At 45.8% G+C, this 23045-nt stretch carries 21 protein-coding genes and 1 other RNA gene; 10 read left to right on the plus strand and 12 right to left on the minus strand.

What is annotated here, in order from left to right:
• Window positions 1-19: 19 nt before the first annotated feature.
• The 4 genes from citF (ACHAL6_RS10560) to citC are packed head-to-tail and all read right to left on the minus strand — an operon-like array spanning window position 20 to window position 3797.
• Window positions 20-1558, minus strand: a complete 1539-nt coding sequence (citF, locus tag ACHAL6_RS10560; protein ID WP_395270635.1) for a citrate lyase subunit alpha — start codon at window positions 1556-1558, stop codon at window positions 20-22.
• Between the two features lie 2 nt (window positions 1559-1560).
• Entirely contained in the window at window positions 1561-2451 is an 891-nt protein-coding gene (citE, locus tag ACHAL6_RS10565) for a citrate (pro-3S)-lyase subunit beta (protein WP_395270636.1), read from the minus strand.
• A complete protein-coding gene (citD, locus tag ACHAL6_RS10570) occupies window positions 2439-2759 on the minus strand; it encodes a citrate lyase acyl carrier protein (protein WP_395270637.1) in 321 nt (106 codons plus the stop codon). The genes citE and citD (ACHAL6_RS10570) overlap by 13 nt, the downstream gene beginning before the upstream one ends.
• 6 nt (window positions 2760-2765) lie before the next feature.
• On the minus strand, window positions 2766-3797 hold the full coding sequence (gene citC / locus ACHAL6_RS10575; RefSeq protein ID WP_395270638.1) for a [citrate (pro-3S)-lyase] ligase: 1032 nt from the start codon (window positions 3795-3797) through the stop codon (window positions 2766-2768).
• Between the two features lie 370 nt (window positions 3798-4167).
• Here citC and citD (ACHAL6_RS10580) point away from each other — a divergent pair, with 370 nt between their 5' ends.
• The 8 genes from citD (ACHAL6_RS10580) (at window position 4168) to ACHAL6_RS10615 (ending at window position 11809) form a co-directional block, all read left to right on the plus strand.
• Entirely contained in the window at window positions 4168-4461 is a 294-nt protein-coding gene (gene citD / locus ACHAL6_RS10580) for a citrate lyase acyl carrier protein (protein ID WP_395270639.1), read from the plus strand.
• On the plus strand, window positions 4461-5360 hold the full coding sequence (locus tag ACHAL6_RS10585; RefSeq protein ID WP_395270640.1) for an aldolase/citrate lyase family protein: 900 nt from the start codon (window positions 4461-4463) through the stop codon (window positions 5358-5360). Before citD (ACHAL6_RS10580) ends, ACHAL6_RS10585 begins: the two co-directional genes overlap by 1 nt.
• A complete protein-coding gene (citF, locus tag ACHAL6_RS10590) occupies window positions 5360-6910 on the plus strand; it encodes a citrate lyase subunit alpha (protein WP_395270641.1) in 1551 nt (516 codons plus the stop codon). Before ACHAL6_RS10585 ends, citF (ACHAL6_RS10590) begins: the two co-directional genes overlap by 1 nt.
• 108 nt (window positions 6911-7018) lie before the next feature.
• Window positions 7019-8323, plus strand: coding sequence for a 2-hydroxycarboxylate transporter family protein (locus tag ACHAL6_RS10595; protein ID WP_395270642.1), 1305 nt, complete (start codon window positions 7019-7021; stop codon window positions 8321-8323).
• 276 nt (window positions 8324-8599) lie between these two features.
• Entirely contained in the window at window positions 8600-10021 is a 1422-nt protein-coding gene (locus tag ACHAL6_RS10600) for a pyruvate carboxylase subunit B (RefSeq protein ID WP_395270643.1), read from the plus strand.
• Window positions 10022-10031: 10 nt separating this feature from the next.
• Window positions 10032-10325, plus strand: coding sequence for an OadG family transporter subunit (locus ACHAL6_RS10605; protein ID WP_395270644.1), 294 nt, complete (start codon window positions 10032-10034; stop codon window positions 10323-10325).
• A 12-nt stretch (window positions 10326-10337) separates the two neighbouring features.
• Window positions 10338-10688, plus strand: coding sequence for a biotin/lipoyl-containing protein (locus ACHAL6_RS10610; RefSeq protein ID WP_395270645.1), 351 nt, complete (start codon window positions 10338-10340; stop codon window positions 10686-10688).
• An 8-nt stretch (window positions 10689-10696) separates the two neighbouring features.
• Window positions 10697-11809 carry a sodium ion-translocating decarboxylase subunit beta gene (locus tag ACHAL6_RS10615; protein WP_395270646.1) on the plus strand — a complete coding sequence of 371 codons (1113 nt, stop codon included), beginning with the start codon at window positions 10697-10699 and terminating at the stop codon, window positions 11807-11809.
• 97 nt (window positions 11810-11906) lie between these two features.
• Here the strand turns inward: ACHAL6_RS10615 and citG are convergent, their stop codons facing one another.
• From citG to ACHAL6_RS10635, 4 genes are all read right to left on the minus strand, one after another.
• Window positions 11907-12809: a triphosphoribosyl-dephospho-CoA synthase CitG gene (gene citG, locus ACHAL6_RS10620; RefSeq protein WP_395270647.1), complete on the minus strand. Its 903-nt coding sequence runs from the start codon at window positions 12807-12809 to the stop codon at window positions 11907-11909.
• On the minus strand, window positions 12793-13536 hold the full coding sequence (locus ACHAL6_RS10625; protein ID WP_395270648.1) for a GntR family transcriptional regulator: 744 nt from the start codon (window positions 13534-13536) through the stop codon (window positions 12793-12795). Before ACHAL6_RS10625 ends, citG begins: the two co-directional genes overlap by 17 nt.
• Window positions 13537-13736: 200 nt before the next feature.
• Window positions 13737-15341 (minus strand): mannitol dehydrogenase family protein, encoded by a 1605-nt coding sequence (locus tag ACHAL6_RS10630; protein WP_395270649.1) that lies wholly within the window; start codon window positions 15339-15341, stop codon window positions 13737-13739.
• 208 nt (window positions 15342-15549) lie between these two features.
• Window positions 15550-15714: a hypothetical protein gene (locus ACHAL6_RS10635; protein WP_395270650.1), complete on the minus strand. Its 165-nt coding sequence runs from the start codon at window positions 15712-15714 to the stop codon at window positions 15550-15552.
• A gap of 384 nt (window positions 15715-16098) precedes the next feature.
• Here ACHAL6_RS10635 and ACHAL6_RS10640 point away from each other — a divergent pair, with 384 nt between their 5' ends.
• Entirely contained in the window at window positions 16099-16620 is a 522-nt protein-coding gene (locus tag ACHAL6_RS10640; protein ID WP_395270651.1) for a hypothetical protein, read from the plus strand.
• Window positions 16621-18163: 1543 nt separating this feature from the next.
• Here the strand turns inward: ACHAL6_RS10640 and recR are convergent.
• From recR to dnaX, 3 genes are all read right to left on the minus strand, one after another.
• The gene (gene recR, locus ACHAL6_RS10645; RefSeq protein ID WP_207598990.1) at window positions 18164-18763 is read right to left on the minus strand and encodes a recombination mediator RecR; all 600 of its coding nucleotides are present in this window, start codon (window positions 18761-18763) and stop codon (window positions 18164-18166) included.
• Window positions 18764-18774: 11 nt separating this feature from the next.
• Complete coding sequence (locus ACHAL6_RS10650) at window positions 18775-19107, minus strand: YbaB/EbfC family nucleoid-associated protein (RefSeq protein ID WP_395270652.1); 333 nt, start codon at window positions 19105-19107, stop codon at window positions 18775-18777.
• A 62-nt stretch (window positions 19108-19169) separates the two neighbouring features.
• Entirely contained in the window at window positions 19170-20846 is a 1677-nt protein-coding gene (dnaX, locus tag ACHAL6_RS10655) for a DNA polymerase III subunit gamma/tau (RefSeq protein ID WP_395270653.1), read from the minus strand.
• A 208-nt stretch (window positions 20847-21054) separates the two neighbouring features.
• On the opposite strand from dnaX, the gene ACHAL6_RS10660 reads away from it, so the two are divergent.
• On the plus strand, window positions 21055-22710 hold the full coding sequence (locus tag ACHAL6_RS10660; protein ID WP_395270654.1) for a Na/Pi cotransporter family protein: 1656 nt from the start codon (window positions 21055-21057) through the stop codon (window positions 22708-22710).
• Between the two features lie 66 nt (window positions 22711-22776).
• Here ACHAL6_RS10660 and ffs read toward each other — a convergent pair.
• An RNA gene (gene ffs, locus ACHAL6_RS10665) (signal recognition particle sRNA large type) lies at window positions 22777-23042 on the minus strand.
• Window positions 23043-23045 lie beyond the last annotated feature (3 nt).

Consider the following 23045-nt stretch of genomic DNA (forward strand, 5'->3'; position numbering starts at 1 on the left):
CTCCCGTTCTTTATGGATTCTAGTCTCTTACTTTTCTGACTACATCAATGAGGCTGCCGTCACGATATTCTATGAGTGCTACAACTCTGTCCTCATAGACAATAGGATCAGGACGTCCTACAACCTGGTAGGCTTTCTCCTTCAGCTCCTCCATGGTGAACTGAGGAACGTTTAGGTTCCTGAAAGCTTCCATGAGGTCCTGTCTGCGTGGATTGATGGCGATACCGATCTCCGTCACCACCACATCAATGCTTTCCCCTGGCGTGATCACTGTATTCACCTCTTCCACAATGGTAGGAATTCTTCCTCTGATCAGTGGTGTAAGGACCAGACTGAGCTTTGCCCCAGCTGACGCATCACTGTGTCCGCCTGATGCTCCTCTTATGATTCCGTCAGAACCTGTCATGACATTGACATTGAAATTCGTGTCGATTTCCAGTGCTGATAGAACGACCACGTCCAGCTGATTCACTGCAGCACCCTTGTTTCCTGGATTGGCATAGAAGGATGCGCTGATTTCATAATGGTTCTCATTCTTCTTCATGGACTCGATGGCTCCTCTGTCGAAGCACTGGGTGTCAATGATCTTTTCGATGAGTCCTTCCTCCAGCATGCTGCACAGATGTCCTGTAAGTCCACCTAAGGCAAAGGATGCCTTGATGTTGTCCTTCTTCATGGAATCCTGAAGAAATCTCGCCACTGCAAGGGTGGATCCGCCTGTACCGGACTGGAAGGAGAATCCTTCCTTATAGTAAGGTGAAGAGGTAATGACCTTATTGGCATTTCCCGCGATCAGAAGCTCTTTCGGATTGGTGGTGATTCTGGTCGCTCCCTTTGCGATGCCATTGGGGTCTCCGATGGAATCCACAACCACTACATAATCCACCTGGTTCTGAGGAATGCTGATGGGCGTATTGGGATAGGGTACAAGATTATCCGTAATGATGACAACTTTGTCCGCAAACTCCGCATCCACTTTTGCATATCCCAGAGATCCACAGTTGGCCTTCCCGTGGGATCCGTTGGCATTGCCATAGACATCCGCACTGGGTGCACCCAGGAACGCCACATCGATATGGATTTCATCCTTTTCGATGGCTCTGGCTCTTCCCCCATGAGATCTTATGATCACAGGGTTTTCCATAAGTCCGTGTGAAATCTCAGCACCCAGTCTGTCTCTCAGCCCAGATGATGTGATCTGTGTGATCACACCGTTTTTGATATGATCGATGAGCGGTGCATGAACATTTGCTATGGAACTTGGTGCCAGGGTAAGATTCTTTATGCCCATGGCCGCAATCTCTTCCATGACCATATTAAGGACCTTGTCCCCTTCTCTGAAGTGATGATGGAAAGAGATGGTCATGCCATCTTTCAGTCCTGATTTTTCAATGGCTTCTCTTATAGACCCCAGAAGCTTTGATTCTCCAGGTTTCACGGAGGTCACTTTCCCGCTGGATCTACTATATTCATGTCTTCTGGAAAACTGCCCTTCAAAGGCACCGAAGACTTCTCTGTACTGTTCAGGGATTTCCCTGCCTAACTTATTCTCTGCCATGATTACTCCCCCTTCCTGTATACGCCGGCCGCTTCGGCAAGCATCAGTACTCTTTCGGCTCTTTCCACAATGGGCTTATCAATCATTTTTCCATTCAGCGCAATAACGCCTGAACCCTTTGCTTCTGCTTCTTCTATGGCATTCATGACAGCCACCGCATTGGCGATTTCCTTTTCCGTGGGTGTGAAAACAGAATTCACAATAGAAATCTGTCTTGGATTGATGACGGATTTTCCATCATAGCCCAGCTGCTTAATAATCTCTGTTTCTTTTCTGAGTGTTTCTGAGTCATTGACATCGGAGAACACCGTATCCAGCGCCGCAATGCCTGCCGCTCTGGCCGCATGGACGATCATGGATCTGGCAAAGAAAATCTCTTCACTGTTTCTTTCAGGATATCTACTGGTCTTCATGGATGTGACATAGTCTTCCGCACCCAGCGCGATGCCGATGAGTCTGCTGCTGGCTGTGGCAATACTCAGCGCATTAAGTACGCCCACTGGCCCTTCGATGGCCGCCATCATTTTCGTGGAACCTTCTTCCCTTCCACACTGTCTTTCCGCTTCCAGAATGACTTCTTCCACATCCAGGATATCCTGGGCCGTTTCCGTCTTTGGTAGTCTGATCACATCAATGCCTGCTCTTACCATGGCATGGACATCATCTCTTCCCCCCATATCCAGACTGTTGATTCTGACGACAGTTTCAGTGCTGCCGTAGTCTATGGTCTTCACCGCCTGATAGACCAGAAATCTTGAAGTATCCTTCTCTTTCAGTGAGATGGAATCCTCCAGGTCAAACATAATGGAGTCTGCTCCATATATATAGGCGTCTCTCAGCATCCCCGCATTACTGGCAGGAACAAACATCATGGTTCTTCTTAAACGTTCCATTCTTCAAGGCCCTCCCAGTCGATTTTATCTGTGGCATCCGCTGCACGGTGCACTGCTGCTATGGTTCTTGCGACGATGGTGCAGTCCAGAGCACCCTTGTCCGTCACTGTGAGCTTTGCATCCTCTATGCCCAGATTCTTCAGAGTATCCAGAAGGACCTCTCTGATTCTTCTCCCATACTGGTTCTCCACACTACTTTTCAGTTCGATTTCAATGCCGTTGCCTTCGTTTCTATCCAGAATGATCTGAAGATCAGATGATTCCATAGTTCCCGCAATGGCCTGCTTTACAATGTTAAACTTCTGCATTTGCTGTTACTGCTCCTCGCTTCTTAATTTTTCCTGTATCTTTTTCCCTTCTTCTGAGACCAGAAACTCGAAGGTGGTCTCGGGAACCAGTCCCTTCAGGTCTTCTACGCGATCTTCCTTCAGGTACTTCCTCACTCTGGATGCACTGATGACTTCCCCGTCAAATTCCTTACGTGGAATGATCACAAGGTTCATCTCATCCTGAAACACTTTCTTCATGGCCTCATTGTAGATATTTGTTGCAAAGGACAGCGGTTCTTCTCCCACATATCTGGTGGTGATCCCCAACGCTTTTGCAATATGGTTCTTAAAGATCCTGGCATCCAGGCTTGCCTGGACTTCCGTCACATCCTTGTTTTCCTTCAGAAAATAGGATGGGAACGTCTTGGCAGAGACCATATAGTCTCCTGTTTCATGAATTCTCACATTCTTCAGGTGGTCTGTTCCTCTTTTTACAAGCTCTTTTCTCACGCTGGTGGGAAAAACAGACAGGTCTTCTGTAAGCACAAAAACATGAAGAACATCACTGGCCTTTGCCGCTGTTTCTATGAGATATTTGTGGCCCTTTGTAAATGGATTGGCATTCATGACGATGCCTGAGATCTTTTCACCCTGGATCTTTTCTTTTTCAAGGTTTCTCAGGAATTCATCAAATCCGTGAACCGCTTTTTCCAGAAAGACCAGATCTTCCCCTACCCGCTCGATTTCATTGAATCCCATATAGAGAAAGGACTGCACAGACTCGGGCTTTGTGTATACATAGCAGGAGGTGAATCCCTCATCAAAGACTTCCGTCATCAGGTGGGAAATAAGAAGGCTTATGACTTCTCCGCCTGTATAGTTCTTGCAGACTGCAATGCACTTGAGCACATTTTTATAACGGGATCCCGTGGCAACCAGCTTCTCTCCGTCGTATACGCCAACGGTGTATTCCACCGTATCTTCCGATCTGATTCCAGCCTGATTCAGCATGGTCTCCCACGCTTCTTTAGCTGATCTGCTTCTTCTGATCCACATTCTCTGAAGTGTATAATTCATGAAAATCTCCCCCATTTACCTATATAGGATTTAAGAATTACAAGCAATCCTTATCGTATCGATTACATTTTAATTATACGACAACTTTTTTGATTCATGTGTTTTTTACCTGTACTTTATGTTTCATTTATAACAATCAGATCTTCGCAGGATAAGATGAAAAAATCTCCAGATGCCTTCCTGGTTGCGAGTCTCCGAATTATCAATTCAGCAATAAAATAGTCTCTACATTATAATTGCAATAATGATAATCTGTTTTTTTACTGTTCTTTAAACTGAAATATATTGTTAAGGTAATATCTTTAATTTATACTGAGTGAAAACGTTGAGATGAAGAATCAATCTTTCTCAAAAGACAGGAGGGACCGAAATGAACCTGCTCCATTCAGCAATGGCCGGAACTCTGGAGTCCAGTGACATTCAGATCATGATTTCACCAAAAGAAGATGGTCTGGAACTTATACTGGAAAGCAGTGTCTTGAGCCAGTATGGCATACAGATCCGAAGTACCATCATGGAAGTTCTGGAAAAACTGGAAGTGAAGAACGCAAAAATCATCGCCATGGACAAGGGTGCTCTGGACTGTACCATTAAATCCAGAGTCGAAACCGCTGTATTTCGTGCCATGGATCAGAATAAGGACCTGCCTTGGGAGGTGATGTAATGCATCCAAGCAAAAACAGAATCAGAAGAACCATGATGTTTCTGAATGCACATCGCGCAAGTCTGGTGAAAGATGCCTATATCTACAAACCTGACTCCGTGATTTTCGATCTGGAAGATGCTGTTTCGGAAAATCAGAAAGATTCAGCCAGAATTCAGCTCTACAACACTTTGAAGTATTCGGACTATAAGGGCGTGGAACGTCTGGTCCGAATCAACGGCAAAGAATCCTCACACTGGAAAGAAGATATCCGCGCCTCTGTTGCGGGAGGATGCGATGGCATCAGAATTCCGAAATGCGAATATAAGAGCGATGTAGCGCTTGTGGAAGAAGAAGTGAGAAAAGCGGAGCTTGAGTTCCAAAGGCCTATCGGAAGCACGCTTCTCATGGCTGCCATTGAAACACCCATGGGGGTCATCAATGCACTGGAACTGTCACAGAGCTCGGAGAGAATTTTCGGTATATCCATCGGAGCCGGAGACTTCATGAGAACCATGCATGCAAATAGAACCTCAGAAGGTTATGAGATGCTCGCAGCAAGAAGTCAGCTGGTCCTGGCAGCAAGAGCTGCCGATATCATGTGCTTTGATACGGTTCATACGGATGTGGATGATTTTGAAGGCCTCAGAAAAGATACGGAACTCATCAAGAATATGGGCTTTGACGGAAAATCCGTTATCAGCCCGAAACAGATTTCCGTGATTCATCAGGTCTTCACGCCCAGCCGGCAGGAAATCCAGATGGCAGAGAAAACAATCTACGGAGTGGAAGAATCCGCAAAAGAGGGAATCGGTGTACTCGTCGTAGATGGTCAGATGATCGATATCGCCATGGTTGAGGGAGCAAGAAGAGTGCTCACCCTGGCAAAAGCATCTGGTGTGTATAGGGGGGATTTGTAATGATCAACAAGGTTCTAAGAGAAATCCCGGATCAGTTTCTAGGCCATGGCGTTGAAGTATTCAAAGGTCAGTATTACCGGGATGGCTATGAATACAAGAAAGCCGCACCGAGGGTAAAAGCCTCTGTACGTCCACAGGAGAGCAAAGTGGTGCCTGATCTGAAGGAAGCCATCAAACGATCGGAGCTGAAGGATGGCATGACGGTGTCTTTCCATCATCACTTCAGAGATGGAGACTACATCGTGAACATGGTCATGGATACCATACATGAGCTGGGCATAAGAGACATCACCATCTGCGCCAGTTCTCTGGGTACGGCCCATGCACCCATCGTCAGATACATTGAAGATGGAACCATAACAGGAATCTCCTCCAGTGGAGTCCGTGGTGAAATCGGAGAAGCCATTTCAGAAGGAAAACTCAAGCATCCTGCGTATATCAGGTGTCATGGTGGAAGAGTCCGTGCCATCGAAACCGGAGACATCCATATAGATGTGGCCTTCATCGGAGCGCCCACATCTGATGCTTACGGAAACGCACGAGGGAAAGGCGGAAAATCAGATTGCGGTGTTCTGTCCTACTCCATGGTGGATGCGCAGTATGCGGATAAGGTGGTCATCATCACCGATACACTGGTACCCTTCCCCAATTTCCCACCCAGCATAGAGCAGGTGGATGTGGATTATGTGGTTGTGGTTCCTGAAATCGGAAATCCGAAGAAGATCGCCAATGAACTGCTTCGATTCACAACAGACCCCAGAGAACTGCTCATCGCTGAATATGCCACAAAGGCCCTTGTCAGCACACCCTACTTCAAAGACGGATTCTCCTTCCAGACCGGAGGAGGCGGACCCTCTCTAGCCGTGACAAGATTTCTGAAACCCTATATGGTGGAAAAAGACATCAGAATGGGCTTTGCCATAGGTGGGATCACAAAACCCATGATCGACCTTCTGGAAGAGGGACTCATCGAAACCATCGTGGATGCACAGGATTTTGACCTTACATCCATCGCCTCAGTTCATAACCATCCCAGGCATTTTGAGATTTCCACATCCCAGTATGCCAATCCCATGAACAAAGGCGCCTTCGTCAATAAGCTGGACTTTGTCATTCTGGGTGCGCTTGAAGTGGACACGGATTTCAACGTCAATGTCGTTACAGGTTCTGATGGCGTTGTAAGAGGCGCTCCTGGAGGCCATGTGGACACAGCAGCCGGCTCAAAATGCTCCATCATCGTCGCACCGCTTGTGAGAAGCCGTATCCCCACCATCAAAGACTCCGTCATCACTGTGACTACACCTGGTGAAAGCGTTGATATCGTAGTGACAGAAATCGGTGTGGCCATCAATCCGAGGCGAACCGATCTCATCGAAGCACTGAAGGATTCAGGACTTCCCCTTGTCACCATCGAGGAGCTTCGTGATGAAGCCTATCAGCTGGTGGGAAAACCGCAGGAGATCGAGTTTGAAGAGGATGTGGTGGCACTGGTCGAGTATCGTGACGGCACACTCATCGATGTGGTGAGAAAACCTAAAAAAATATTCTGAAACAATTTTGATTCCAATGGTGAACATCCGCTCTGATGTATTCTTGGCTGATATCCACCTTGAAATAATATATTCATACTAAATAATAATTTATCGGAGGAATGATCAATGACTACTGCTACCGACAAAAAAGACTTAAAGCTCTTTTCAATGCCATGGTGGTTCGCTTTAGCCGCCATACTCGTGGTTTATCTAGCCACATATCTGGAGGTACTTGCTACAGATATGGGTGGTACAATGGCTCTTATGCTTGCCATCGCCATCCCGCTCAATGAGCTTGGAAAAAGAATCCCCATCTGGAACAAATATGTGGGAGGCGGACTTGTCCTCACCTTCTTAGGTACTTCTGCTCTTGTTCAGTGGAACCTGATTCCTGAAACATACGTGGAATCCATGGACGTCTTCATGGGGGATACCAACTTCCTGACTTTCTTCATCATCGTTCTGATCACGGGTTCTGTTCTTTCACTGGATAGAGACATCCTGCTGAAGAGCTTTGCTGGGTACGTTCCTGCCATCCTTGGTGGTGTTGTAGGTGCCGGAATCCTTGGTTCCCTTGCAGGACTGGTCTTTGGTGTGAACCCTGCTATGATCATGCTGCAGTATGTGCTGCCAGTCATGGGTGGTGGTAACGGAGCTGGTGCAATCCCACTGTCACAGATCTACGCGGATGTGACAGGCGGAAGCAGTGATTCCTACTATGCCTTCGCCATCGTCATTCTGACCATCGCCAATATCTTCGCCATCATCTCAGGTGCACTGCTGAACTCCCTTGGTGAGAAGAAGCCATCCTGGACTGGAGACAAGAAGACCCTTCTTAGAAACTCCACCTTTGATGTATCTGATGATGTGAACTACAAAGTGACCATGGGTGACATCGGAGCAGGTCTTTTCCTGACCGTTGCGGCTTACACATTCGGAAGACTGATGTCAAAGAGCATCCTTCCTACCATCTTCGGTGCACCCATCCATCAGCTCGCCTACATGATTCTGTTTGTAGTGATCCTGGCAGCTACAGGTGTTGTGCCTAAGAGCATCAGAATGGGTGCCAAGAAGCTTCAGTCCTTCACCACAACAAACCTTACCATCCTTATCATGGTTGGTGTAGGTGCAGATATGGACCTTGGAGAGTTCGTTGCGGCCCTTACACCGCAGAACGCCCTCATTGCACTCTTCATCGTGATTGGTGCAATCATCGGATCCGGATTCGTTGGATATCTTGTAGGATTCTATCCTATCGATGCTGCGATCACTGCAGGTCTTTGCATGGCCAACAGAGGTGGATCAGGAGATCTGGCTGTTCTTGGTGCTGCTGACAGAATGGACCTCATCGCTTATGCGCAGCTGTCCAGCCGTCTTGGCGGAGCCATCATCCTGATACTGGGAAGCTTTGCTTTCTCCTTCATGATGTAGGTGGAACCCCAATATATATAATCGTACGATACATTAGGTAACTCCCTTTTAAAAGTGCACGACTCATAGACAGTCGTGCACTTTATTTCTATATAAGATTTTAATTCATGTACTTTCGCTGTTTTTTCATGATGGCCTGGTTGTTCCTTGTTTCGTAATCGTTTATACTAGTAGTGATTGAAATTTAGATTGTCTTTCAAGCCTGAAACGCGAATCTGTGAAAACAGATTTTGTGTACTTAGCAGAAAGACATCCTAATAAATAGGAGGAGAAAAAATGACAAAAGTCCTGCTCAACGACCTGACCGTCCGAGATGGCAATCAGAGTCTTCTTGCCACAAGAATGGAAAAAGAAGACATCATAAAGCTTGTCACGGCTCTGGACAAAGTCGGATACAATGCGCTTGAAGTATGGGGCGGCGCTACCTTTGACTCAGCTCTGAGATTCCTGAATGAAAGCCCATGGGAAATCCTTAGAGAAATCAGAAAAGCGGCCAAGAACACCAAGCTTTCCATGCTTCTGCGTGGCCAGAACCTGGTAGGCTACAGACATTATGACAATGACACTCTGGAGAGATTCATAAAGCTTGCCATCGAAAACGGCATCGACATCATCAGAGTCTTCGATGCCTTGAATGACATGAACAACATCGAGAACTCCGTGAAGTTCATCAAGAAGCACGGTGGACACTGTCAGTGTGCCATCAGCTACACTGTAAGCCCAGTGCATACAGAAGAATACTTCGTTAATCTCGTGAAGAAGATGGTGGACATGGGCGCAGATTCCATCTGCATCAAGGATATGGCCGGAATTCTCGTTCCAGAAGCGGCCTACAGCCTGGTCAAGGCACTGAAATCCGTGACGGATCTGCCCATAAACGTACATAGTCACACCACTGCTGGACTCACCCATCTTGTGATGCTGAGAGCCATGGAAGCCGGTGCGGATATCGTAGATACGGTCATCTCTCCATTCTCCGGCGGAACAAGCCACATCGCTGCTGAAACCATCATAGAGACAGCGAAGAATATCGGCAGAGACGCAGAATATGATGCTGAAGCCCTGGATGAAGCCTATGAGCTTGCAGACAAGGTTGCTCAGAAGTATATCGACAGCGGTCAGTATAAAGCAAGAGCGCTGGTGGTCAATCCGAAGATTCTCAAGTATGAGGTGCCTGGCGGAATGCTGTCCAATCTCATGAGTCAGCTTCAGGATGCGAAGATGTTCCACAGATTCACAGAAGTGCTGAAGGAAATTCCAGAAGTGAGAAAAGATATGGGATATCCGCCACTGGTGACACCACTTTCACAGATGGTGGGCACTCAGGCGGTGATGAATGTCATCAGCGGCGAACGCTACAAGATGATTCCTAATGAAATCAAGACCTACTTAAGAGGCGGATACGGAAACTCCCCTGCCCCCATCGATGAGGAGATCATGAAGAAGATCCTCGGAGATGAAGTAGTGCAGCCGCCAAGACCTGTTTCCGACTTGTCTCCAGTCTTTGACGAAGCGAAAAAGGAAATGGAAGCGAAGCTCGGACGCGTGGCCAAGGACGAAGAAGTGCTGTCCTACATCATGAATCCGCAGCAGGCCATACTAAAGCCCAAAACGGAAGCACCTGAGACAAAGAGTGCAGCACCGGTCAAAGAGAACAAGAACGAAGTCGTAGAATTCGAAATGATAATAGAAAGGTAGGAAAAACAACATGGATATCAATAATTTCCAGTTTTCAGATGGAATCACCATGTCCATCTTCGCCATGCTCGTGGTTTTCCTCATCCTTGTACTCCTGCAGATGATCATTTATGCTTTCAAGTTCCTGCCACAGGACCTCAATGGAAAGAATAAAGCAGTGGCAGCTGTTCCAGCAGCAGCGGCTCCTGTACATCAGGATAACGATGAAGAAGAAAGAATGGTTGCGATGCTTACGGCATCCGCACTGGCCAAAGAAGAATATCAAGGTAATGTCAAAATAAAATCCATCAAGAGAATAGGGTAAGGAGATTTAATAATGAAAACATACAAGATCACCGTTAACGGAAAAGTATATATGGTAGAAGTGGAAGAAGCAGGTGCCAATGAAACCGCTTCTGCACCAGTAAGCACTCCAGCAGCACCAGCTGCTGCATCACCACAGTCCTCAGATGAAAAGATCGAAGCACCGATCCAGGGAACCATCATGTCCGTAAAGGTTGCTCCAGGTCAGGCGGTAAAGAAGGGTCAGGTTCTGGCGATTCTGGAAGCCATGAAGCTTGAAAACGAAATCGTGTCCCCATTTGACGGAACCGTATCCACTGTTCAGGCAAAAGATGGACAGGTCGTGGATAGCGGCGCTCTTCTTATGACCATCGCAACGAAGTAGGTGGCATAATGTTAGAAATACTAAGCGAATTTTTTGCCAGCAGCGGAATTATGCAGCTCGATGGAAAGGCCCTTCTCATGATCGGTATTTCCCTGTTTTTCCTCTATCTCGGCATTTATAAGAAATACGAACCTTACCTGCTCATCCCCATCGCCTTCGGTATGCTTCTGGTGAATCTGCCTGGCAACGGACTGATGGAAGAGGGCGGTCTTCTGAGACTGCTCTACATGGGCATCGAATACGGAATCTATCCTTCCCTGATCTTCCTGGGTGTCGGAGCCTCCACGGACTTCGGCCCCCTCATAGCGAACCCCAAAAGCATGCTTCTAGGGGCAGCGGCGCAGTTTGGTATCTTCGCCGCATTCCTTGGAGCGGTTGCTCTAGGATATACAGCCCTTGAAGCGGCATCCATCGGAATCATCGGTGGTGCAGACGGCCCAACGGCCATCTATCTCACCAGCAGACTGGCAGATCATCTTCTGGGACCCATCGCACTGGCGGCATACTCCTACATGGCACTGGTGCCTGTGATTCAGCCACCGATCATCAGAATGCTTACAACCAAGGAAGAAAGACAGATCAAAATGAAGCAGCTGAGACCTGTTTCCAGACTGGAGAAGATTCTCTTCCCCATCATCGTGACCATCGTCGTAATCCTTCTTGTACCAAGTGCAGCGCCTCTCGTAGGAATGCTCATGTTCGGTAACCTGATCAAGGAAGTAGGCGTTGTACCGAATCTGGTTGAAGTGGGCAAGAATGCCATGATGTACACTGTAACCATCCTCATCGGACTTACAGTCGGCGCAAAGGCGGATGCGGAAACGCTTCTTAATCCCAAGACCCTGGGCATCATCGCTTTAGGCCTCATCGCCTTCTCCATCGGAACCGCAACAGGTGTGCTCTTCGGTAAGCTTATGAGTAAGCTCACAAAGGGACAGATCAATCCGATGATCGGCGCAGCCGGTGTATCTGCAGTACCAATGGCAGCTAGAGTTGTGCAGAAGGTAGGACAGGAAGAAGATCCTTCCAACTTCCTTCTTATGCATGCCATGGGACCAAACGTTGCCGGAGTCATCGGTTCTGCCATCGCAGCCGGTGTTCTGCTAAACTTCTTCGGTTAATGATCCCGATATCAGTATATAAATTCAAAAACCCTCTCGTTTCTAAGCGAGAGGGTTTTTCATATGCCTGCTAGTGAATTCTTCTTTATCTATCTGATTATAAGATGTTTTCCATTTTCCCCAGAAAAACAGCCAGAGAAAGAAGATCTGCTGAACCTCCTGGAGAAAGATTTCTACTCACGAAATCCTGATTCATTTCATGGAGCTTCTCTAATGCGGTGGGATTTCTCATTCCGCCTTCCTTCATGAATCTATCTGCACTTCTTCTTACGTACTGCAGTGACTCCATGCCACCTCGGCTCACGATGTTCGAGTCTTCCACTTCACTCATGAGGATCATAAGCATGTCCAGTAGCCTGCTGTCATAGGATTCCTTACTGTTTCTTCTCTCTCTCAGAACAGGAAGCACCTGTTCTCTTAGAACCGGATATCCTTTTTCCGCTTCTCCACGGATACCAGTGAACCCGTAGTCTCTATAGAGTCTTTCGCCGTGGGTCAGTATGCTTTTTTCGTGAAGATTCCTGAAGTCACTCCGGATGATGCCCTCGGTCATGGACTTGATGATCTGAAACACCTTTTCCGTATCTTTAGCAGTGAACACTCGGAGAGCATCCCCTTCATATTCTGACACGCTCATGTAGTTTCCAAGGGCAGCCAGAAGAAGTCCCATGGAAAAGATGATGCCCTTATGGGTGTTGATGTCCTTTGTCGCTTCAAACATCTGGGCTTCAATATCCATCCCCTTTGGTCTTAATTTTTTCAGAAGCTCCTTGAGATCCGCACCTCCATGATATCCGGAGAGAAACATCTCTTTGAATCCTTCTCGAAGGCTCACTGCACTGCGAAGAAAGGTGAAAATATCCATATCCTTATGTGCACCGCTGTCTCTTGCATCCACAAGGCCTGGTTTCGGAGTCAGAACCGCTTCCGTAAGAATGGATTCCTCTGCAAGCTTTGCCGCTTCCTCTGCCCAATGATGTGCTCTATTTTTTTCTTCCATTACTTCTGTCCTTTTCCTTGTCTGGTTCATCAACTTCCTCTTCAATTCTTCTCATTTCCTTGAGAATGAACTTCTCGGAGTAATCCAGATGTTCCGAGGTGATGATGGCAACCTGTTCATAATTCTTCTGTCTCATATTCTGATAGAGCAGCCAGTGCTCATCCAGCGCTTTTCGTCTTCGATCGTTTTCGGTAAGAGAAATATCTCTGAACCGCATGAGATACTGTCTCAGTTTCTTGACGATGACATCCAGTCTCGGCATTCTACAGAACTCGTAGATCATGTCGTTGAATTGTCTGGAAAGCTCAATCACCTCCTTATAATCTCCTCTGGCATCCGCCTCATCGGTTCTTTCAAGCAGCGCTTTCATCTCATCAAACTGCTCTTCTGTCATGATCTTCATGGCATTCTGGGTGGCAAGAATATCCAGCGCTTTTCGGATCTGATAGATTTCAACAGCATCTTCGATGGTGATCTTCTTCACCACCACGCCGTAGTGCGGAACATATTCCACCAGTCCCTCTTCCTGAATCCTTCGGAGGGCTTCTCTTACGGGGGTTCTGCTGATGTTCATCTTCTCTGCATAGACAGACTCGTTGATTCTCTCCCCCACGGGTATGATTCCTTTGATGATGGCGATTCTAAGTCCCTCAAACACGATTTCATTCAAAGGTTTATTCTGGCTCAGATCCGCCAGCTTTATGACTTCCTTCATGTATTCATCCACTTACAGACACTCCTTTATCCTATTGTTTTTCTTCTGCATACTGTATACAGCTACATTATAAAGGATTTCACTTGCCCCGACCATTCATTTTAAACAAAAACAGTAAAAGTGCAATCCGAAACATCCTTGATGCTGTAGAACTATGCGTATTTCGTGAATATAAAGAAACGGCCAGAAGGCCGTTTCAAAGGTATCTCTTATTAAGCTAAATACTTCTTCAGTGTGTCTCTCACCGCGTTCTTGCCGGCGATGAGTTCCAGGAACATGCCTTCCACTTTATCTGCAAGACCTGCTTTTTCAAGGTCCAGTCCGAACAGAATCTCATTGGACAGCACATCCTTCAGCTGACCTGTGTAGGAGGATACATCTCCTACCTTGATGCCTTCCAGCTTGCTCTGAAGTTCTGTAAGCATCGGATCACTGGATAACTCGAATTTTTCAAGGTTATCATCGACACCTAGGAGATATCTCAGCCATCCGGCCAGGGCGAGAGGAATGTAAGTCAGTGAAGATGCATCGAGATCGTCTCTCTTCATATAGGACTTGATGGTTTCACCAAATCTAATGGCCACTTTCTGACTTGTATCCGTTGCGATTCTCTGTGGTGTATCCGGAATGAATGGGTTAGGCAGTCTTTCTTCGATGACTTCCTTGATGAAGCTCTTAGGGCTGATGATCTTCGGATCAACCACCACCGGCATACCTTCTTCATAACCGATCTTCTCCACCAGTGCCTTCAGCTCCTTGTCATTCATTTCAGCTGAAATGCTTTCAAAGCCCAGTACACATCCATAGACTGCAAGTGCAGTATGGAGCGGATTCAGACAGGTGGTCACCTTCATGGTTTCCGTATTGTTTACGGTGTCTCTGTCGGTGAAGTATACGCCTGCTTTTTCAAGTTCAGGTCTTCCGTTCGGGAACTTGTCTTCTACTACCAGGTACTGTGGCACTTCCGCATTGACATAAGGTGCAATGAAGGTGTTCTTGGATGTGACGACAGGTGCCATATTCTCCACACCCAGTTCATCCAGCATTTTCTTCACTTCTTCTGCAGGTCTTGGTGTAATCTTGTCGATCATGCTCCATGGGAAGGAAATCTTCTTTTCATCATTGATGTAATCAATGAATCCCTGATCCACGAACCCTCTCTTCAGCCATTCATCGGCGATGGTCTTGACGGATGTCTCCACCTTTTCACCATTGTGGCTGCAGTTATCCATACTGACCACCGCCAGAGGATACTTACCTTTCTGATATCTTGCATAGAGCAGTGAAGTCACAACGCTCATGGCATGACTTGGGCCCTTTGGACCATTTTCAAAATCCTTGGTCACGAAGGGGAATACATCTCCGTTTACATTCGTAAGCGCATATCCTTTTTCAGTGATGGTAAAACTGATCATCTGAAGGGATGGATTTTCGAAAATCTCTTTCAGTCTGGCTGCATTCTTTTCATCTGACAGATTCGCCTTGACTCCTTCAGCAATACTTGCAATCACTGAGTTTGCTGTGGTGCCGTCTGCATTCAGACTGACCAGCAGTGTAAGATTGTCATATGGATCATAGATTTTGTCTATGATGTCAAAATCAAATGTTTCCGCTGCAATGATTCCCTTATCTGATAAACCCTCTTCCAGCAGTGTATGCTGCAGGTTTGCGATAAAGCCTCTGAATATATTTCCAGCTCCAAAGTGAACCCACACTGGATCCTTCTTTGTTTTTTCCACCATACTGTCAACATCAAACTGTGGTACCTTTATACCTTTGCTTTCGAGTTCTTTCAAGCTTTTTACCTTTAGTTCCATGATTTCACCTCTTTAAATTATTTGCCTATCCATTAATAGGATTTATAGTTTCAGTTTATGCCAAATATTACCAAATATCCACGATAAATACGCAATAAAGCAATATTTGCCATGAACACGACTGTAAACGCTATACCGCGCTTCAATGCGGGAATCAGAGCAAAAAAGAATGACCAAGACAACCGCCCTGGCCAGTTTTACTAATTATTTACAATCGTGGAATGATATAGGTTACGATAAAGTAAAGTACGATCAGAAGTATGATGATATATGCTGAATACTTGATAAAAGTGGATCCGACAAGACCCGGGTTCTCATTTCTATTCACGTTTCTTTTTTCTACGTTGATATCTTTGTTTTCATTGTCAGCCATTAATAACTCCTCCTACTTTGATATATTTTATCAAATTGATTACTTTCATTATACAATTATAATTTGTAAACTACCAAAGAGATTCTGTGTCAATTTGATTAAAGTTACTTCACATCTCAGTAAGCATGAAGGTATATTACATACTGATATATTCCTTCTGAATGATCACTATTTCTATAAGTAAGTCTTCATACGGTCAGCTGAAAATTCACAATTGCCTTTTTGATGACAGCATCGTTGATATTCCTTCCTTACAGGCGACTGTAAAAACTCCTTCTATTTACTGATTGAAATATTCACATTTACCTTGAGTTACATCAGGTATACTAATGGCTTGAGGTATTTATTTTTTTAGTTTGCCAGAAGGAAGGAAGAATAAAAGTAATGATGTTCGATAAAATATTCAGAGGATACAGACTTGTCAGCAGGAGTTCCAGCGTAGCGCTCGACATTGATGTGGTGGAGGAACTCAACATAGGGTTCTTTACAGATTACATGTCCACAAAGACCCAATTCAGAGCTGTGGGTGAATCCATCACCGTAAAATGGTACAGGAATGGTGAAGTGAAGATGATTCTCCCTGAAAATGGAGTATCTGAAAACAGTATGCAGCTCAAGGGATTCCTGGACTGGTATGCAAGATTCAATGATCCTTCCATGGAGAAAGTGATCGAAAGGCTGAAAGGCTATGGATTTACAGATATCACAGAGGATGAAGAACTGAAAACAGATCTTCAGAAAGTACTGAAGCATTTCACCGATAGTCAGGAAGAGCTTCCCGATCTGGAAAGTGAACTATTAGAAGAAATCAGAAAGTACGATTCTGGAAATTGTAAGCTGAGTCAGCTGAAGCAGTATCTGGAAGCACATAATGATACTTTCTCAGATTTAAAGAAAATAATATAACGAAATAAGAGTGATTCCATATTCAGTATCACTCTTTTTATATATTTTAAATATTTTTGTCACCTACATATAAAGCACTACCAAATTATAATTAAAGTTGTACTTCCCCCACTCCTCTAACCCCCTATCTACCCCATTCTTTAATTAACTACAATTTCCATAATTGTTTATCCAATTCTTGTTTCTACCTGTTTTTCCCCCTTTAAAGTTGTTTCAAAACAGATTTTCACCCTCTATTTCTTTCAAAAATCGAATATAGTTATCCCAATTATCAACCCCCCTCACTTTTCTCAGTGTTATTCCTCTGATAAATGATTGAACGCTAGACAAATCAACTCTAGCGATATTGTGTTGCACTCTATTTCAGAGAAATATTCGAGATATCATAGGACCATAATAGCCTGAGTAAAATGCTCGGAGAAAGGCTTGGGATAAGGCTTGAAGGAATCAGGGAAAAACCCTGTAATCCTTCTTATTTTTTTGTCTCAATAAAGTAAGTGCCTGATATAGGCGTCCTTACGGACGCAAAGAAGGATAAATGAATGGGCTATGTTTGGATTGTGGTGTAAGAATGGGGTGATGATTGGGATAATGGATGAACTTGGGTTAATCGTTGGGTGGATGATTGGGGTAAGCTCTGCAATCATTATGTACCAATGGATTAAGAGGATAGGGGGAGCGTCCGCTAGGACGCAAAGGAAGGGGGAAGGGTTGGGGAAAGGTTGGGAATAAAAAAGAGCGAGGCAGTTGATGCTGCTTCTCGCTCTAAGGGGTGTTTAATTTTTTTGTATGACTTTGTTTTGATTTATCAATTTTTGTCACCTACAAATAAAGTACTACCAAAACACAAATAAAGTTGTACTTCCCCCACCCCTCTAACCCCCTATCTACCCCATTCTTGAATTGACTATAATTTCCACAATTGTTTATCCAATTCTTGTTTCTGCCTGTTTTTCTCCCTTTAAAGTTGTTTCAAAACAGATTTTCACCCTCTATTTGTTTCAAAAATCGAATATAGTTGTCCCACTTTTTCTCCCCCACTTTCTCCAGTCCTCTTTTTTCTTTTCTCCCCTCTTTATTCCAGTATCGATAATCTACTAGAAGCAAGTAAAATCAACACTTGAGCAAGGTATGTAACAAGCTACATTTGTAGAGAAGATAGGGAAAGGCAGGAATAACTTGTCCCTGGATAAAAGGCTTGAGAAAAGCCCGAGAGAGGCTTTAGGATACCCTATAAGCATTCTGCTGCAACAGCTTCAAGCTTGTCACAGGCGTCCTCAGGGACGCCAGAATGGAGGAAAGAAAGGGATAATGGATGAAAGGTTGGGAAAAGGGATGAGAAAGGTGTGAGGAATTCGCTGAGATGTGCCTGTATCAATGGATGAGGGAAAAGAAGAGGCGTCCGAACGGACGCAAAGGAAGGGGTAAGGGTTGGGGAAAGGTTGGGAATAAAAAAGAGCGAAGCAGTTGATGCTGCTTATCGCTCTAAGGGGTGTTTAAATTTTTTACTGTACTTTATTCTTAAATGACAATTTTTTTATACTTAAAGAATCTCTTTCCTGCCCTCGAAGGACTTTGATAACGTCACTTCGTCCGCATACTCCAGATCGCTTCCCACAGGCATACCCGAGGCGATACGTGTCACCTTCACATCCAGGGGTTTCAGCACTCTGGAGATATACATCGCAGTGGCCTCCCCTTCGATGGTGGAGTTCGTCGCCACAATGACTTCTCTGATGTCACCGGACATTCTTCGGACAAGCTCTTTGATCTTGATGTCTTCCGGCCCTCTTCCTGCCATGGGCGAAATGCTTCCATGGAGCACATGATAGACTCCGTTGAAATCCCTTACTCTTTCGATGGCCATGATATCCTTAGGCTGCTCCACCACACAGATCACATGATGATCTCTGTTTGGATTGCCACAGATGGCACACGGGTCTTTCTCTGTGTAATTACCGCAAACCTGGCAGTACTTGATGGTTCCTCTTGCTTTGATCAGCGCTTCTGCAAATTCTCTGACCTCATCTTCAGGAAGATTCAGTACATGTAGTGTCAGTCTCTGCGCTGTCTTGTTTCCAATACTGGGAAGCTTCGCGAATTCCTCGATGAGCTTCTCAATGGCAACTGGATAAAAATCCATTTATACTCCTCCTAGAATAAGCCCGGCATTCCTCCAGCCAGCTTACCCATCACTTTCTCTGCATCTTCGTCTGCCATCTGCATTGCAGCATTCACAGCGGACAATACCAGGTCCTGGAGCATTTCCACATCATCAGGATCCACTACATCGGGATTGATGGTGACATTCTGCAGTCTCTTCTTTCCGGTAACGACTACGGTGATTGCTCCACCACCTGCTGATGCTTCGTATTCCTTGTTCTCCAGTTCCTTCTGATTCTTTTCCATGTCCTTCTGCATCTTCTGCGCCTGCTTCAGCAGGTTGTTCATATTTCCTCCGCCCATTCCTGGGAATCCTTTTGCCATAATTCATACCTCCATATATTTATCTTTTTATAATTTACACTAACTCATCTGATCTTGCAACTCTACTCATCCACTACATCGATACCGAATTTCTTCAGCGCATCATCAAAGGTTTCCGCCGGGGATTCCTCCTCCTGCTGGGCACGTTCGCCCTCCACGCTGAATCTGAACTTCACCGGTTCTCCTAAAATGGAGCTTGCCGCTTCTTCCAGAACAGTCTTGTTCTCCTTCTTTTCCAGCCTCTTTCTGCTGAATGCGTATTCCTTGGTGAATCTCACTTCAATCACGCCTCGTTCGCATTTCACAGGCTGACCTACAATGATGGAAGCCTGAATGATCATCTGCCTTCTGGCTTTGAGGGCTTCCATGATTTCTTTCCAGTTTCTCTTCACCATGTCCAGGGTCACCTTGCAGTCATCATTGAAAGCTTCTTCCTCGATCTTCACCGCATTCTTCATGACTTTCAGCTCTTCAGCCTTAGTAAGTTCATCGGATTTAGACTTCCTCTCGGGTTTCTTCTCCGTCGCCGGAGCAGCCGAAACGGTTACCTGCTGTTTCTGCCCTTCATTGGTATTCGGCACCACATGTCCGCGCCGCAGGTAGTCTTCAATAACCGAAAGTCGTCCAAGAACAGATTCCTGCGATACATCCAGCTCATTTTTCGTCAGACTGATGATGGCAAGTTCCAGATAGATTCTGGACTGCTTGCTGAACTTCGCCTGCTCCTCCGCCTTCTGCAGGAGTCTTATGATCCTCGTGATCACTTCATTGGAAGCGATATCCCCCTGTCTTCTGATCACTTCAATATCCTCTTTGGAAAGGTCTATGACCTCTTCGGGGTTGGGCATGATCTTCGCGACCAGAATGTTTCTGAAATGGGTGATGAGATCCTTTGTGAAGCTGTAGGGATCTTTTCCTCCATCCACAACATCATCAAGGATTCGTATGGATTCCTTCACGTTCTTTCCCAGCATCGCTTCTGAAAGTCTGAAGAGGTTCTCCTGACCGGAAAGACCCAGCATATCCAGAATATCTTCGTAATCCAGCTTCCCTTCTCCCATGCTGATGGCCTGATCCATGATGGAAAGGGCATCTCTCATGGCGCCGTCGGAAATACGGGCTATGAGATCCAGTGAACGGTCTTCCGCATAAATCCCCTTATCCGTGGCAATACGCCTTAAACGCTTTGCAATCTCCGTATATTTGATGCGCTTGAAATCAAACCGCTGACATCTGGAAAGAATGGTCACCGGAAGCTTCTGAGGGTCTGTAGTGGCCAGAATGAACACCACGTGTTCAGGCGGCTCTTCCAGTGTCTTCAGAAAGGCATTCACAGCTCCTGTAGAGAGCATATGCACCTCATCCAGGATATATACCTTATACTTTCCTTCATGAGGCGGATACTGGACTTCATCAATGAGATCTCTGATGTCATCCACCTTGTTGTTCGTGGCAGCATCCTGCTCCACCACATCCAGAGACATCCCCGCATCGATTTTCACGCACATGTGACACTTGTTGCAGGGTTCTCCGTCTTTAAGGTCTACACAGTTCAGTGCTTTTGCCATGATCTTGGCGCAGGTGGTTTTACCCGTTCCTCTGGTTCCACTGAAAAGATAGGCATGGCCAATGCGATTGGCTTTTATTTCATTAATGAGTGTGGTGGTGATATGTTCCTGTCCAATCACATCACTAAATACTCTAGGTCTCCATTCACGGTAAAGTGCGGTATATGCCATGACTTTTTTTCACCTGCTTCCTAAAAATTCTTACCTTTTTATTATACATGAGTTGACTCTCTTTTTCATGGATTATCATGAAGTTCATGAGAAACTCCAGTCATTTGTTAAAACTTAACTTCATTGAATATTCTGATAGTTAGTGTTATGTTGATAGTAGATAAACCTGTTAATTTATTCACCTGGATTTATCAAAGGATGATGCTATATGATTCAATTCATTTTCGGTATCGTAGGCGGAACAGCCCTTCTCATGTACGGAGTAGACATGATGGGAGAGGGGCTTGAAAGAATGTCCGGAAATATGATGAAAAGGATTCTGGAGAGATTCACCGGAAAGCTCTGGAAGGCTTTTCTGGCTGGAATCTTTCTCACTGCGGTTGTGCAGAGCTCCACTGCCATCTCCGTTCTCAGTGTAGGCTTTGTCAACTCCGGAATCATGAAACTCTCCCAGGCCATCGGCATCATATACGGAGCGAACATCGGAACCACCGTCACTGCACAGTTCATGGCCTTCAGCTTCAGCTTCAACCTGATTCAGCTGTCCCTGCCCATTGTCGCTGCAGGTTTCATCATGAAAATCATCGGAAAAGGTTCTAAAATCATCAACGCCGGCCACTCCGTCATGGGTGTCGGTTTTCTTCTTCTGGGACTCAAGATACTCAATGAAGGGATTCCCTATATGCAGCAGAATGAATCCATTCAGTACTTCTTCTCCCATTATGCATCCAATGTCATTCTTGGAATTCTCATCGGGACAATCACTACAGCCCTCGTACACAGCAGCTCCGCCACCGTGGGCATTGTAATACTTCTTGGAAACGCCGGACTCATTTCTCTTACCACGGCTGTGATCCTCATGCTGGGCGATAACATCGGAACCTCCGTCACAGCGCTCATCGCATCCATCAACGGAAATATCAATGCAAAGCGAACCGCCTGGGGACATGCCCTTCATAATGTCATCGGTGTGGTCATTGCGCTGCCGTTCCTGCACCTTTTTGTACGCTTCATCGAATACTTCACGTTGACTGTTCAGGGAAGCACCAACATTCAGCTGCAGATTGCCAATTCTCACACCATCTTCAACATCGTAGTGGCACTGATCTTCCTTCCTCTCAACGACTACTTCGTGAAGCTTCTTCTGACCATCATTAAAGAGAAGAAGTCAAAGGAAAAGGTTCAGGTAAGCTATCTGGACAAGCTGCTTCTGGATACTCCCGTGGCTGCCCTCGGAGCTTCTCTCAGAGAGCTCAGAAGGACAACCTCCTACAGCAGGACCATGGCCGCGAATACATTTTCCTCCATTCTCGAGAATAATCTGGATGCCCTGAAAGAAGTCGGATCCATGGAGAAAAACGTCGTTCTCCTGCAGAAGGACCTGACCAACTACATGATTGCGCTTTCCAAGAGAAATCTCAGCGAAACTCAGTCCATTATGCTGCCTGGCATCATAAAAGGAGCAAAATATCTGGAGCGCATGGCCAATCACACAAATCATCTCATGGACCTTCAGAAAGAGCGATATGAAAACGAGATGTTCTTCACCCAGGATGCACTGGATGAGATGAAAGAGATCAGTGCGCTTCTGGATGAGATGTATGAAAAGACCTGCTCCAATCTCAGCAGCTACCGGGAAGCGGATTTCACTGCAATGGAAGAGCTGCACGCATCCACTGATCTCAAACTGGAGAGTTACAGCATCAATCATGTCCATCGTCTGGAGAACGAGGAGTGCTCACTGGATGCTTCTCTGGTCTATCTGGAAATGCTCTCCACACTGGAAAGCATCAGCGATTACCTGTATAAGATCGAAAAGCTCTGCAGATATGAGCTCAGAGGGATTGCCGCACCTGTGGAATGATATATGAAAAGTCAAAAAATCCTCTGCCTGACACCAGGCAGAGGATTGCTTCTTATTCAATTAAAACCGTGCACCTAACTCCGTTCAGTAAACGTTCAAGCGTTACCCGAACAGTAAACTCAAAATAGGTTTGCCACGGCACACGAAAAATTCTATTTATCGCTGCTACCTTCCGGTCCTGACGAGGTTCATAGACTTCCGTTGCGTGGGACCCACTTATCAACGTCACTTTTAAGGGTCAGACCCTGAAAGTTCAAGCCTCGGTTAGGGATTACACCCTGCTATAGCGGATTGCAGGTTACAGGGCACCGCTAACTCCCCGTCTAGCACGGTAA

Source organism: Proteiniclasticum sp. C24MP (assembly GCF_043951855.1).
In the GTDB taxonomy this organism is placed as follows: Bacteria; Bacillota; Clostridia; order Clostridiales; family Clostridiaceae; genus Proteiniclasticum.

Excerpts from the sequence above, each read along its gene's own strand:
- citF (WP_395270635.1), bottom strand. The coding sequence starts at position 1,558 with ATGGCAGAGAATAAGTTAGGCAGGGAAATCCCTGAACAGTACAGAGAA.
- citF (WP_395270641.1), top strand. The coding sequence starts at position 5,360 with ATGATCAACAAGGTTCTAAGAGAAATCCCGGATCAGTTTCTAGGCCAT.
- citE (WP_395270636.1), bottom strand. The coding sequence starts at position 2,451 with ATGGAACGTTTAAGAAGAACCATGATGTTTGTTCCTGCCAGTAATGCG.
- ACHAL6_RS10595 (WP_395270642.1), top strand. The coding sequence starts at position 7,019 with ATGACTACTGCTACCGACAAAAAAGACTTAAAGCTCTTTTCAATGCCA.
- ACHAL6_RS10630 (WP_395270649.1), bottom strand. The coding sequence starts at position 15,341 with ATGGAACTAAAGGTAAAAAGCTTGAAAGAACTCGAAAGCAAAGGTATA.
- ACHAL6_RS10610 (WP_395270645.1), top strand. The coding sequence starts at position 10,338 with ATGAAAACATACAAGATCACCGTTAACGGAAAAGTATATATGGTAGAA.
- ACHAL6_RS10605 (WP_395270644.1), top strand. The coding sequence starts at position 10,032 with ATGGATATCAATAATTTCCAGTTTTCAGATGGAATCACCATGTCCATC.
- ACHAL6_RS10650 (WP_395270652.1), bottom strand. The coding sequence starts at position 19,107 with ATGGCAAAAGGATTCCCAGGAATGGGCGGAGGAAATATGAACAACCTG.
- ACHAL6_RS10635 (WP_395270650.1), bottom strand. The coding sequence starts at position 15,714 with ATGGCTGACAATGAAAACAAAGATATCAACGTAGAAAAAAGAAACGTG.
- citD (WP_395270639.1), top strand. The coding sequence starts at position 4,168 with ATGAACCTGCTCCATTCAGCAATGGCCGGAACTCTGGAGTCCAGTGAC.
- ACHAL6_RS10660 (WP_395270654.1), top strand. The coding sequence starts at position 21,055 with ATGATTCAATTCATTTTCGGTATCGTAGGCGGAACAGCCCTTCTCATG.
- citD (WP_395270637.1), bottom strand. The coding sequence starts at position 2,759 with ATGCAGAAGTTTAACATTGTAAAGCAGGCCATTGCGGGAACTATGGAA.
- ACHAL6_RS10640 (WP_395270651.1), top strand. The coding sequence starts at position 16,099 with ATGATGTTCGATAAAATATTCAGAGGATACAGACTTGTCAGCAGGAGT.
- ACHAL6_RS10585 (WP_395270640.1), top strand. The coding sequence starts at position 4,461 with ATGCATCCAAGCAAAAACAGAATCAGAAGAACCATGATGTTTCTGAAT.
- ACHAL6_RS10615 (WP_395270646.1), top strand. The coding sequence starts at position 10,697 with ATGTTAGAAATACTAAGCGAATTTTTTGCCAGCAGCGGAATTATGCAG.
- dnaX (WP_395270653.1), bottom strand. The coding sequence starts at position 20,846 with ATGGCATATACCGCACTTTACCGTGAATGGAGACCTAGAGTATTTAGT.
- ACHAL6_RS10600 (WP_395270643.1), top strand. The coding sequence starts at position 8,600 with ATGACAAAAGTCCTGCTCAACGACCTGACCGTCCGAGATGGCAATCAG.
- citC (WP_395270638.1), bottom strand. The coding sequence starts at position 3,797 with ATGAATTATACACTTCAGAGAATGTGGATCAGAAGAAGCAGATCAGCT.
- recR (WP_207598990.1), bottom strand. The coding sequence starts at position 18,763 with ATGGATTTTTATCCAGTTGCCATTGAGAAGCTCATCGAGGAATTCGCG.
- citG (WP_395270647.1), bottom strand. The coding sequence starts at position 12,809 with ATGGAAGAAAAAAATAGAGCACATCATTGGGCAGAGGAAGCGGCAAAG.